Source organism: Streptomyces sp. NPDC036822 (assembly GCF_055609145.1).
Map to the genome: position 1 here is coordinate 44,190 of NZ_JBVJPY010000025.1, position 12,144 is coordinate 56,333.

A 12,144-nucleotide genomic window follows, 5' to 3' on the forward strand; every position below is an offset into this window, starting at 1 on the left:
ACACCACCTAGGGCGAAACGGATTCTGCCCTGCCTTTCGGCTCTCGGCCGGGAGGCAGGGCAGAGCGTTGCCCGGGTCAGCCGGCGGCGCCGGGCACGAAGGCGGACTGCACGGCTCCGACCGTCAGCGCCTTCGGGACCTGGTTGCCGAAGTAGTCGACCGTGCCCAGGTCGACGCCCAGCGCCTTCGGGCCGAGGCCCACGGGCACCTTGGTTTGGCAGCGCGGCACCAGGTCCCCGGCGCTCGCCGGGTCACTGATCGGGGCGGCCAGGCCGGGCAGACAGGGGTCGTCGGTGGAGCCGGTCGCCCGGCCGTCGAGCATCTCCTGGCGGGAGGCGGTGCGCCAGCCGCCCAGCGACGTGAAGCGCTCCGTGCCCCACCCCAGCACCCACGTTCCCGAGCTGTAGTAGTCGTTGCCCTGGAGCCGGAGCGTGGTCGGGTCGTACGCCGACTGGGTCTCGACCAGGGGGCCGCCGTCGGTGGCGAAGATGTTGTTGTGAACGCGCACGTCGCGCATGCCGTCGCGCAGCCGGAGCGCCGGCGGCCGGTTCCCCGCCGCCATGGCTGAGGGCAGGCCCTCGGTCCGCATCACGACCGTGTTGTGGTAGATGTCCAGGTTCGTCATGCGTGAGCCGTAGGCGACGATGCCGCCGTACTCGGGCAGCTTGCGCGCATCGTCCCAGCTCATGTTGAAGCGGACGACGTTGTCCTTGTGGGCGCCGGTCGGCTGACCGGAGTAGACGAGGAATCCCGGCCCGTCGTTGCCGTACGCGAGGTTGTACTGCATCACCGAGGACGACACGTTGTTGTCGAGGCCGAAACCGCCGCCGTCGACCCATGAGCCGGTGCGGTTGCGGTAGGAGCTGTTCTTCTCCAGCACCACGCGGGTGGAGTCGTACACCCAGATGCCCTCGGGACCCTCCTCCGCGTCGGCGGCGGAGCGTGCGCCGTTGTCGTGCGCCTCCGAGCGCGTCACCGTGGCGTCCCGGACGCTGCCGAGCGCGATGCCGCTGCCGGTGTTGCGGTCCTCGCTCTGCGGGTCACCGGCGTTGGAGTACGCCCTGACCCGTTCGATCCGGAGCCCCGCGTGCGCGTAGGCCGGGCGGTCGGGCCTGAACGCGGGCCCGTAGAAGACCAGTCCCGCCTCGAGGTTGTGATGCACGGCGACGTCGGTGATCCGCACGTCGCCGTAGCCGGCGACGGCGTCCTTCTCCGCGCCGACGCTGATGCCGTTCTGGAAGCCCCGGGCCTCCACGTTGTTGATCCTGACGTGATCGAGTCGCCGGGCGCCGGGGAGCGTGTTCCGGAAGGCGATCCCCACTCCTTCGCGCAGCGCCTTGCGGTCGCCGACCAGCGCGATGTTCCTGATCTCCACGCCGGCGGTGTCGTGCACAGTGATGCCGGACGTGCCGCGCGGAGCGATGGTGGCGCGGCCCGTGCCGTACGAATCGATCACGACAGGCCGCGTCGGGGCGCCCGCCTCCTCCTCGCCCAGCGAGAGACTGCCGCGGAACCGCTCGCCGCCCTTGAGCAGCAGCCGGTCGCCGGGCTGGTAGCGCGCCTCGTCGGCGTGGTCGAGCGTCCGCCAGGGCTTCTCCGGCGACATGCCGTCGTTCCCGTCGTCGCCGTCGGGGCTCACATAGAAGGTGTACGGCCCTCCGGCGGCGGGGCGGGCCGGCCGGTAGACCTCCGGCATGCCGGGCACCTCGCACCCGGTCAGAAGCAGAAGCACCGCGGCCGAGACCCCGGCGGCGGTCCTCGTCGTGCCGTTCCGCTTCACCGTGTTCAAGCGCACCCCTCGAGGACGTTCTCTGGCCGGATCCGGTATACAACGCCCCAGACTGTCAGAATCCGGGCATGCGAAATGCCGACAAAGGTGCGGCATCCGAGTCATGGCGCCGGGAGAGGGCTCGTCGGTGTGCGAGATGCCCGGCCCTCATAGGGTCACCAGCCCCGGGCCGTCGTACGCACAAGCCGGTTCCACTTCGGCGCAGATGAGGTCCGCCGGCCCTTCGGTGGACGTGCTTGCGCAGGTGTGCGCGGCAGGGGTGCGAAGGAGGTTCCGTCGGCGCTGGGGAGGAGGGCGCCGAACGGGAGCTTGGGGCTGTCGCCGAGCAGACGGAGGTGAAGGGGGGGGTCAGGTGGCGGGAGGGCAGACGAAGACCTGTTCCAGCAGGCTGTACAGGAGGTCCCGGTCATTGTCCTCGAGCCTGTCCAGGCCTTCCCGCGTCGTGCGCATCTTCGCGCGGATCGCGTCGGTGACGCGCTCTCCCTCGGCGGTGAGGATGACGTTCTTGACACGCCGGTCGGAGGCGGCGGCTTCGCGGCGCACCAGGCCGCGCTTCTCCAGCCGGTCGATGATCCCGGTCATGTTGGAGGCGTCGCAGGTCATGTTCTCGGCCAGTGCGCGCATCGCGGCCGGTCCCCGGCGCAGCGCCGTCAGGGTCTTGCCCTGGCTCACCGTCAGGTTCTCGCTCGCCGCGGCGACGGTGAAGTCGCCGTAGTAGACACCGAGCGCCACGGAGAGCAGCTCCATGAGCTGGGCCGTGTCGACGCGGGGAGCTTCTGTCATGGGAGCCACTCTAACCGAAAATACTTGACTACCTCAAGCATCGGCCTCTACTGTCCGCATTGCATGAAGTTCTCAATCATCAAGGTTGTCAAGTAAACGCCTCGAGGAGCGTCCCTGTGACCGTCACCGCGTCCCCCACCTCCCGCGCGGCCGAGATCCTGTCCCGGTCCGTCACGCTGAACGGCCTGACCGTCCCGAACCGCATCGTGATGGCGCCGATGACACGCATGTTCTCCCCCGGGGGTGTCCCGGGTGACGACGTGCGGTCGTACTACGCCCGCCGGGCAGCCGCCGGCGTCGGCCTGATCGTCACGGAGGGCACGTACGTCGGCCACGAGTCGGCCGGCCAGAGCGACCGGGTTCCGCGATTCCACGGCGAGGAGCAGCTGGCGGGGTGGGCGAAGGTCGCCGAAGCCGTGCACGCGGCAGGCGGCACGATCGTGCCCCAGCTGTGGCACATCGGCATGGTTCGCCGGCAGGGGCAGGCACCCTACGCCGACGCCCCGGCGATGGGCCCCTCCGGCATCCGTCCCGACGGCACCGAGGGCACGGGCAAGACGATGACCCAGAGCGACCTGGACGATGTCATCGGCGCCTTCGCCGAAGCCGCCGCGGCCGCGGAGCGCATCGGCTTCGACGGCATCGAACTGCACGGCGCCCACGGCTACCTCCTCGACCAGTTCCTCTGGGCGGGGACGAACCGCCGTACCGACGCCTACGGCGGCGACCCGGTGGCCCGTACGAAGTTCGCGGCCGAGATCGTGACCGCGGTCCGCGAGACCGTGTCGTCCGAGTTCCCGGTGATCTTCCGCTTCTCGCAGTGGAAGCAGGACGCCTACGACGCGCGGCTCGCCCAGACCCCGCAGGAGCTGGAGGCGATCCTGACCCCCCTCGCCGCGGCCGGCGTCGACGCCTTCCACGCCTCCACCCGCCGCCACTGGGTTCCGGAGTTCGAAGGCTCGGACCTGAACCTGGCGGGCTGGACCAAGAAGCTCACCTCCAAGCCCACCATCACGGTCGGCTCGGTCGGTCTCGACGGCGACTTCATCCACGCCTTCGCGGGCGAGGGTGCTCCTGTCCAGGGCATCGACGACCTCCTCGACCGCTTGGAGCGCGACGAGTTCGACATGGTGGCCGTCGGCCGCGCACTGCTCCAGGACCCGGAGTGGGCGGCCAAGGTCCTGGCAGGGCGGACCGACGAGCTCAAGCCGTACGACGCCGCCGCGGTACAGACGCTGAGCTGAAGCGCGTCGCAGAGGACCGCGGCCGCCCGTCCGGCCGACGCGAGGGCGCCGTCGACCTCGCAGGCGCTCGCGGAAACGGGCCGGACCGTGGCCGCCACCGGTCGTGCGGTCCCTTCCTGCTGCGGCCGGCTGCCCGGCCGGCGGGTCACGGGGTGAAGTCCACGAGCAGACGGGCGGGACCGTGGACGACCCTGTGCGTGTGGGTGGGCACCTCGTCGGGGGCGGTGGCCAGGCGCAGGTCGGGGAAGCGGTGCAGCATCGCGGTCAGGACGGAGCGCATTTCGACGCGGGCGAGTTGGTCGCCGACGCAGTGGTGGGGGCCGTGCCCGAAGCTGAGGTGCTTGGCGGCGTCGGGCCGGTGGGGGTCGAAGTGGTCGGGGTCGGCGAAGCGGGCGGGATCGCGGTTGGCGGCGGGCAGGTGGAGGACGACCCGCTCGCCCTCCGCGATGCCCTGCCCGGCGATGGTCACCGGTTCGCGGGCGACCCGCAGGAGTCCGAACTGAAGGACCGTCGCGTACCGCAGGGTCTCCTCGACCACCCCGTCGACGAGCTCAGGCCGTCGGCGCACCGTGTCCCACAGGCGTGGCGGGCGCAGCAGAAGGAGGATGGCGAGGCCGATCACGTTGGCGGTGGTCTCGTGTCCGGCGATGAGGAGGAGCTGAGCGAGGGCGGCGATCTCGTCGTCGCTGAGCGTCGCGTCGGCGCTCTGCGCCTGGAGGAGGCCGGGAAAGCAGGTCGTCATCCGGCTCCCCACGTCTGATGTCGATCAGGCGCAGCAGGTAGGACTTCATCTCCGCCTTGGCTGCCAGGAGCTGGTCGCGCGTGCGATCGAGGGAGAGCAGCTCGCCGGTCAGGCGCTGGTAGAGATCGCGGTCGGTGAAGGGCACGCCCAGGAGTTCGCTGATCACGAGCGACGGCACGGGCAGGGCGACGGTCCGCATCAGGTCCGCCGGTCGGGGGCCAGCGGCCAGGGCATCGAGGTGCTGGTCGACGATGGCCCGGATCCGCTCGGCGAGCAGGTTCGTCCGACGCGCGGTGAACTGGCCGTTCACCAGCCGGCGCAGCCGGGTGTGCTCGGGCGGGTCACTGGTGATCAGATCGGAGGGACGCAGCGCGGCCATTTCCTCCGCGGTGATGAGGCTGGCCCGGACGTGGGAGTTGAGGTGCGGGCGCCGCGAGCTGAGCCTGGGGTCGGCGAGTGCGGCGCGGACGTCGTCGTAACGGGTGACCAGCCAGCCCGGCGGTCCGTCCGGGAAGGCCAGCGGTGCCACGGGAAGCTCGGCGCGAAGGCGCTGGAGTTCGGCGGGCGGATCCACCGGGGAGGTCCGGTCGACGGGCAGGGGGCGCGGCGCCCGCTCGTGGCCGGGGGACCGCGGCCCGCAGGTGGCGGCCCTCGCCTCCGTCCGGTGGCGGCTCACCATGTCTCGCCGTCGCCGCCGTCGCCGCCTGACAGGGCCAGCAGGACCCAGATGTCGGTGAAGACCGGCGCGTCGAACAGCAGAGGGCGGGGTGCGACCTGGTCGGGCAGCGCCGTGAACCTCCCGTCCGGCCCCTGCCGGGACAGCAGATGGGCCAGCCCCGCCCGCACGACGGCGTCCTCCTGCGGGCGCAGGCCCAGGGCGGCCAGAGCGAGCAGCGAGTAGCAGGTGCTGGCGGTGTCACTGCCGTCGCCAGGCCGGTATCCCCAGCCGCCGTCCGCGTTCTGCGCCTGCGTGAGGAACCGGTGTGAGGCGGCGCTCGCATCGGCGATACGCGCCTTGAGAGCGGTGCGGGCCGGCTCGGGCATCGAGTGCAGCGCCCACATCGCCCGCCAGATCGTGTTCGCCTCGCTCAGGCTCCAGCTCCGCTCGAACGTGCCGTCCTCGTGCTGGGCGTCCAGCAGCCAGAGCGCCGCGCGGTCCAACAGGTCACCGTGGACGCTGCCGTTCCACGCCAGTGCGCTGACCGCACCGGCGGTCATGCCCGCCTCGGACGGGTCGCCCTGCACGTAGGTCGGGAACCCGCCGTCCGGCCCGACGATGTTCCGGAAGTATCCGCCTGCCCGCACCAGGGCCTCGTGGTGGCGTTCGTGGTCGACGGCGGCCAGGCAGGCGGCGGCGTAGGAGCTGGCGTCCACGTCGCTGTGCCGCATGTCCTCGCCGAACGGCCACCCGCCGTCGGGCATCTGCCGGCTGATCAGGTAGTCACACATACGGTGCAGCAGCGCGCGATCGGCTCCCGACCGGGCCAGGGCGAGCCCTGCGGGGCCGGTGCTGAACACGTCCAGGTTCGCCATGCTCGGCACCCCGCCGTCCGGATTGCGGCACCGCAGCACCGCGGTCACACCGTCATCGACCAGCCGGTGGGCAGGCGCGAACCGCTGGACCGCCAGGAGAGCGAGCAGGTGCGCGGCGGTGTAGTTCTCCCACACCGCAGCGCGGCTGGAACCCAGCAGCTCCAGCAGACGCTCCCGCTCCGGATCGGTGATTTCGTCGGCCCTGCCCAAGCCGTCCGCGACGAGGATCCGCGCACTCAGCAGGATCATCTCGATCCAGGTGACGGAGCTGTCCCTCGCCCCGACCCCCGTCCGCACCGGACGGAGCATCGAAGGGTCGAAGGGGACCGCCCCGGCCACGGCGAGGTGGACGTCGAACAGCAGCCGCTTGCGGGCGATGGAGAAGTGGTCGAAGCCGGCCAGCAGCTCGCTCCCGACCACGTCATCGACAACCCGTCGGCCGTGCAGGACCGCCTCGGCCAGCGCCGTGTCGAACCGGGTGGCCTGCGCCTGCCCGGTGGCCAGAAACCCGCCGAGCTCCCGCACCTGCTCCTGGTGGGTACCGCGCTCGCGCAGCAGGACGAGCAGGAGCGCCGACTCGAGCGTCCGGCTGGCGCACGGCCGCCGCACCGCACCATCGACGCCGACGACAGCGCTCAAGGCCGCGACCACCCGCTCCCTGGCGGCCGTCACCCCGGCAGCGAGCTGCTCCCGTGCAAGTGACGTGTCCGCCCCGATTCCGTCCGTCGTCAACACCTTGCTCCTGTCTGCCTGTCTGCCTGTCACGACGGAATCCCTATGCTTCCGCCGCGGGCCCCGGCCCAGCCCCCACGATGTCCCGGAGCCTCACGCCCCAGGAAGAGCAGAAGAGTCAAACTCACCCATCAGTGTGGTGCTGGAGGCGCCTGGCCGTCGCCCGGCCGCGCGCGTCGTTGGGTACAGGTGCGCCTCTGACCCCGCTGCTGCCGAACACACCAGGAGGAAGCCGATGACCGCCCAGACCGAGGTGGCCGGCGAGCCGTCCGCCCCCGGCCCACTCACCCTCCTGGCGTGGAGCAACGTCACCCTCGGCACCAGTGCGGCAGCCTTCACCTGGGTCACCAGCCTCGCCCTGGACCGGCCCGGCGACCCGCTGATCGCGGCCTTCGCCTTCCTCTTCATCACGAGCTCGTACACCCGTGACCGCCTGGATCCCAGCGACACCGACAGCAGCCCGCGAGCCGCTTGGATCGGCCGGCACCGCCGTCACCTGACCTGGTGGACGATCGCCTGTGCGGCGGCCCTGCTCCCCGTGACGGTTTTGCGCCCGTGGTGCGCCGCAGTCATGGTTCTCGTGGGCACCATGGCCTGGCTCTACACGGCCCCGTTGATCCCGTGGCGCGGACGGCGGCTGGCCGTCCGGCAGCTTCCCGGCGTCAAACTTCCCTACACCATGGCCGGGTGGCTCGCGCTCACGGTGCTCCTGCCGGCTGTCCAGCAGCACCGGCTGTGGGACGCGCGCACGTGGTACCTCGCCGTGGCGGGCGTGCTCATCGGCAGCGTGACCGCCCTCCTCAACGACCTCCGCGACCACCACACGGATTCCGTCGCCGGCACCAGCAGTCTCCCGGTGCTGCTCGGTGAACGCCGGACCCGCGTCGTCGCCTACGGCATGGCTGCCTGCGGAGCGGCGGCCGGGCAGTTCGTCCTGCCCCTCCCCACCGTCCTGTGGGCCGCCTACAACAGCACCCTGCTGGCCTCCTACCGCCCACGGCCGGGTGGATACCCCCGGCCCTGGGGCGACGCCCAGGGCCTGGTCATCCTGGCAGCGGTCCTGCTGTCCCCGTGAGGCGACCGTGCGGTGTCGCCCTCATGGGCGGCGGCGCTCGACGTTCTTCCCTCGGGTCCTGCGAGGTCTGTCCGGGCTGCGGGATCGGCAGTGAGTCGGCGCGTCCCGAGCGGACCGGGCTGGTCAGGGAGGCGCAGGTCAATGTCCCGGTGACCCTGAGACGGGTGGGCGGGGGAGCGCTCCAGTCCCGTGCACTGGAAGACGGGCCCTTCGTCCCCCGAGCAGAGCGCCGCATACCGGAGCCGCGGACGCCGGCGGAGGCTCGTGGCTGCCACGCACACGTGCCCCCGCGGGCTCGCACCCCGGCGCGTCCGCCTCGGCCTGCCTTCCTACGCGGCCGTTCGATGAGCCGTGACCAGGAGGTACTCCCAGTCCATCGCGCCGTCGGCGAGGTGGTGCGCGGCCAGGTCGTCGAGGGCTGTGTCGAGGGCGGCCACGCGGTCGGGATCCTCCCCGATGAAGCGGTACGTGGCGATGGTCGGCCCGTAGCAGGTCTTGAAGAACTCCCGGAACTCCTCCGGCCGGGCGAACCGGTCGACGTGCAACTGCTGCCGGCGGGCGTGGACGTCGGTCACGCAGTCCCCGAGCAGGGAGTGCACGTGTTCGGGATCGCCCCACAGCGGCGGCGGCTGGGCACCGGGCGGCGGCGGGGGAGCGTAGGGGCGCATCGCGGCGAACATCTTTCCGATGAACCCCTCGGGGGTCCAGTTGATCAGTCCGATCGTGCCGCCCGGGCGGCAGACCCGGACCAGTTCGTCGGCCGTCTGCTGGTGGTGCGGCGCGAACATGACGCCCACGCAGGACATCACCGTGTCGAACTCGCCGTCCGCGAAGGGAAGGGCCTCCGCGTCCGCCTCCCGCCAGTCGAGCCGAGCCCCGCGCACCTCGGCGAGGTGACGGCCGACCTCCAGGAGTTCGGGGGTGAGGTCGGAGGCGACGACGTCGGCGCCGACGAGGGCGGCCGGGATGGCCGCGTTGCCCGAGCCGGCCGCGACGTCGAGGACCCGGTCTCCCTGCCGGACCCCGCACTCCCGCACCAGCTCGCCGCCCAGCTCGTGGATGACCTGCGACGCCACGGAGGGATAGTCGCCCAGCGCCCACATCGCACGGTGTTTCGCCTTCAGGGCATCGGGTGCTGCGTTCTCGTTGCTCATGTCCCTATACCTAGCGCTTACGGAGGCCCGGGAATCAGGGCCAGGAGGGTGACGCCGGAGTCTTCGGCACCCGTGCACGCTCCGCCGCCCCGACGAGCCGTCCCCCGCGAACGGGACCCCGACGAGCGATCCGGAGGTATTCGGGTCCTGAAGCGGGTGTCGACCACCGGCCTTCCGTCTCCCGGCCGGCCCCGCCTCGACGCCGCCTCGCGCCCTTCGGCGGCCCAGGACCGGAAGGGGTCTCGGCCGGATGGAGCAGCGGAAAGGCGGCTGCCGGCGGGGCGTCTGATGCTGGGGCGGATCGCACTGGCCGATTGCCCGTCCGCCGGGCACGCGCCGTTCACGAGAAGGAGGGCCTGTGTCGGCACGCTCTGGAGTTCCCGCCCGTTCGCGCGGACGTCTGCGACTGTCCGTCGCCGCCCTGTCCGTCACCGCGGCGCTCGGCGCCCTCGCCCAGCCCGTACGGGCATCCGAGACGCCGCAACCGCCGGACAGGACCCTGCAGAAGCAGCTGAACGACCTCGTCCGGACGGTCGGCGGGCCGCCCGGGGTGATCGCCCTGATGCAGGTGAACGACCGCACGACGGTCTACCGCGCCGGGGTCGCCGACACGAGGAGCGGCAGGCCACCGCGGGCGAACGACCACATGCGGCTCGCGAGCGTCGCCAAGGCGTACAGCGGCGCGGTCGCCCTGCGCCTGGTGGACCGGCACCGCCTGCGCCTCGACGACACCATCGGCAAGCACCTTCCCACGCTGCCCACAGCCTGGCACCAGGTGACCCTCCGCCAGCTGCTCAGCCACACCAGCGGGCTCCCCGACTTCTCGACCGCCCCGTCCTTCGTCGAGATCCTCGTCGCCGACCCGAGGCACCACTTCGACTCACGCAGGCTGCTCGACTTCGTCGCCGACGAACCGCTGGAATTCCCGCCCGGATCGCGCTACCTGTACTCGAACTCCGACAACATCGCCGTCGCGCTGATGGCGGAGGCGGTGACGGGACGGCCCTACGAGCAGCTGCTGGAACAGCTCGTGTACCGGCCCCTCGACCTGCGGCAGACCAGCCTCCCGCAGGGCTATCGCATGCCGAGGCCGTACCTCCACGGCTACGACGTCACCCCGCCCGCCCCGCCCGAGGACATCAGCGAGGCCATCGGCGCCTCCGGAGTCTGGGCCTCCGGCGGCGTCGTCGCCACGCCCAAGGACCTCAACTCGTTCATCCGGGCCTGGGCGGGCGGCCGCCACTACCTGTCCACAGAGGTCCGCAGCCAGCAGCGGGACTTCATCCCCGGCGCCGCCTCGGAGCCCGCCGGGCCCGGAGTCAACGCGGGCGGCCTGGCGATCTTCCGCTACACGACGCGCTGCGGCACGGTCTACGGCCACACCGGCAACTTCCCCGGCTACACCCAGCTGGCCGTCGCCACGCAGGACGGCAAGCGCTCCCTCACGTTCTCGATCAACACACAGACCAGCAAGACGCTCAAACCCGACCTGCTGGCCAAGCTCCGCCCCGTTCAGGAGGACTTCGTCTGCGCCCTGCTGCGGCGCTGACACCCCTCCCCGCCTGCCATGGCCGAGACCGGAGCCGGTGTGCGCGGGCTGCTGACCGATCTGGCGCGGACGCTGGTGCCGCCGCACGGTGATCGGCACGGCCCGCTGCCGCCGCTGCTTCTGGCGCTGACCCTGCTGACCGGCATGGTCGACGCGGTCAGCTACCTGGCACTCGGCCACGTCTTCGTCGCCAACATGACGGGCAACGTCGTCTTCCTCGGCTTCGCCCTCGCGGGCGCCGCGACGCTCTCCGCTCCGGCCGCGGCCGTGTCGATGGCCGCCTTCCTCGCGGGTGCGCTGGCCGGCGGCCGGCTCGGCACTCGGTTCGCACGGCACCGCGGCCATCTGCTCACCCTCGGCATGGGAATCCAGTCCGTGCTCCTCACCGCGGCCGTCGCCACGGCGGCGTCGGCACACGGGCCGATGCCGGACACCGCCCGCTACACGCTGATCGTCCTTCTCGGCGCGACGATGGGCCTGCAGAACGCCGTGGCGCGCGGCCTCGGCGTCCCCGACATCAGCACGACCGTACTGACCACGACCCTGACCGGGCTGGCGGCGGACTCCGGGCCCGAAGCGGCGGGACCGCACCGGGGCCGCCGGATTCTCTCGGTGCTGGTCATGGTCCTCGGCGCTTTCGGCGGCGCGGCCCTGCTGCTGACGACATCCGTCGCCGTCACCCTGGGCGCGGCGCTCGCCGTACTCGTCGTCACCGGCATCCTCGCCCTCCGGCTCTCCTCCGCCGCCCCGGCGTGGACCCGCCCGCCGACGTGACCGCGGGGTGGGGCGCACGGCACCGGCATGCCGCCGGTACGCACCTGCGAATGACGTGACGAGGGGTGGGCACCTGCCTGGCGGTGCGAAAGGAGTCCGGCATGAGCACCTATAACCACCACTACATAGCGAAAGACGCGGTCACCAGGCGGGGACTGCGCGTCGCCGTCCACGATCAGCTCCTGAGCCTGCCGATGCTGCTCGCGGCCGTGGCCCTCACCATCCTCCCGATGGGCTGGCAGGACGGCCCGAAGGACGCCCAGGTGAACGAGGTGATCGTCGGGGTGATCCTCTTGTTCGTCGTCGGGCGCCGGCTCTACAGCGGCAGCAGCGTGCGCTCCGACCTGATTGTCGGCGTACTGGGAGCCTGGATGATCGTCGCGCCCTTCCTGCTCGGCCTGCAGAACACCCAGGTCGAGCTGGGCAGCAAGATCCTCGACATCACGGCCGGCAGCGTGCTGGTCCTGTCCGCGGGGGCCTCGCTCCTCGTGCTCCGCGGGCGCCGGGGGGACGGCGGTCAGCCGAGGGGCCAGGGGTAGAGGGTCGGCCGCCCCACGTCCCCGGCTCGACGGTCGCAGGCCCCGGCAGGGGGTGCCCGGGTTTGCGACCGCGGATGCCGATGAAGCCCGCCCGCGCCGAGGAGCGCAACGAAACGCCCCGCACCCGCTGCGGCACCCACGCCGTCAGGCTCGCCGCCATGGCCAAGGCGGTCAGGGCCGACGACGCGACCAGGCCGACGCCGCGGGAGGCGGGGTCAAGACCCGTTTGT

General features: G+C 71.8%; 10 protein-coding genes. 5 read left to right on the plus strand and 5 right to left on the minus strand.

Features of this window, described 5'->3' with window-relative positions:
* Positions 1-76 precede the first annotated feature (76 nt).
* Together ACZ68P_RS33165 and ACZ68P_RS33170 are read right to left on the minus strand one after the other, a co-directional pair.
* Positions 77-1,780 (minus strand): right-handed parallel beta-helix repeat-containing protein, encoded by a 1,704-nt coding sequence (locus ACZ68P_RS33165; RefSeq protein ID WP_471012780.1) that lies wholly within the window; start codon positions 1,778-1,780, stop codon positions 77-79.
* A gap of 357 nt (positions 1,781-2,137) precedes the next feature.
* A complete protein-coding gene (locus ACZ68P_RS33170; RefSeq protein ID WP_471012741.1) occupies positions 2,138-2,572 on the minus strand; it encodes a MarR family winged helix-turn-helix transcriptional regulator in 435 nt (144 codons plus the stop codon).
* 116 nt (positions 2,573-2,688) lie between these two features.
* Here ACZ68P_RS33170 and ACZ68P_RS33175 point away from each other — a divergent pair, with 116 nt between their 5' ends.
* Positions 2,689-3,816, plus strand: a complete 1,128-nt coding sequence (locus tag ACZ68P_RS33175) for an NADH:flavin oxidoreductase (protein WP_471012743.1) — start codon at positions 2,689-2,691, stop codon at positions 3,814-3,816.
* Positions 3,817-3,961: 145 nt separating this feature from the next.
* Here ACZ68P_RS33175 and ACZ68P_RS33180 read toward each other — a convergent pair whose 3' ends face one another.
* Both ACZ68P_RS33180 and ACZ68P_RS33185 read right to left on the minus strand, forming a co-directional pair.
* Positions 3,962-4,558: a cytochrome P450 gene (locus ACZ68P_RS33180; protein ID WP_471012745.1), complete on the minus strand. Its 597-nt coding sequence runs from the start codon at positions 4,556-4,558 to the stop codon at positions 3,962-3,964.
* Positions 4,559-5,230: 672 nt separating this feature from the next.
* Positions 5,231-6,823 carry a prenyltransferase/squalene oxidase repeat-containing protein gene (locus ACZ68P_RS33185; RefSeq protein WP_471012747.1) on the minus strand — a complete coding sequence of 531 codons (1,593 nt, stop codon included), beginning with the start codon at positions 6,821-6,823 and terminating at the stop codon, positions 5,231-5,233.
* Positions 6,824-7,058: 235 nt separating this feature from the next.
* On the opposite strand from ACZ68P_RS33185, the gene ACZ68P_RS33190 reads away from it, so the two are divergent.
* Positions 7,059-7,898 (plus strand): UbiA family prenyltransferase, encoded by an 840-nt coding sequence (locus ACZ68P_RS33190; protein ID WP_471012749.1) that lies wholly within the window; start codon positions 7,059-7,061, stop codon positions 7,896-7,898.
* Positions 7,899-8,227: 329 nt separating this feature from the next.
* On the opposite strand, the gene ACZ68P_RS33195 is transcribed toward ACZ68P_RS33190, so the two are convergent.
* Complete coding sequence (locus ACZ68P_RS33195) at positions 8,228-9,052, minus strand: class I SAM-dependent methyltransferase (RefSeq protein ID WP_471012750.1); 825 nt, start codon at positions 9,050-9,052, stop codon at positions 8,228-8,230.
* Between the two features lie 358 nt (positions 9,053-9,410).
* On the opposite strand from ACZ68P_RS33195, the gene ACZ68P_RS33200 reads away from it, so the two are divergent.
* From ACZ68P_RS33200 to ACZ68P_RS33210, 3 genes are all read left to right on the plus strand, one after another.
* Positions 9,411-10,601 carry a serine hydrolase domain-containing protein gene (locus tag ACZ68P_RS33200; RefSeq protein WP_471012751.1) on the plus strand — a complete coding sequence of 397 codons (1,191 nt, stop codon included), beginning with the start codon at positions 9,411-9,413 and terminating at the stop codon, positions 10,599-10,601.
* A gap of 18 nt (positions 10,602-10,619) precedes the next feature.
* Entirely contained in the window at positions 10,620-11,375 is a 756-nt protein-coding gene (locus ACZ68P_RS33205) for a YoaK family protein (RefSeq protein WP_471012753.1), read from the plus strand.
* Between the two features lie 101 nt (positions 11,376-11,476).
* Positions 11,477-11,914, plus strand: coding sequence for an SPW repeat domain-containing protein (locus ACZ68P_RS33210; RefSeq protein WP_471012755.1), 438 nt, complete (start codon positions 11,477-11,479; stop codon positions 11,912-11,914).
* The last annotated feature ends 230 nt before the right edge of the window (positions 11,915-12,144 follow it).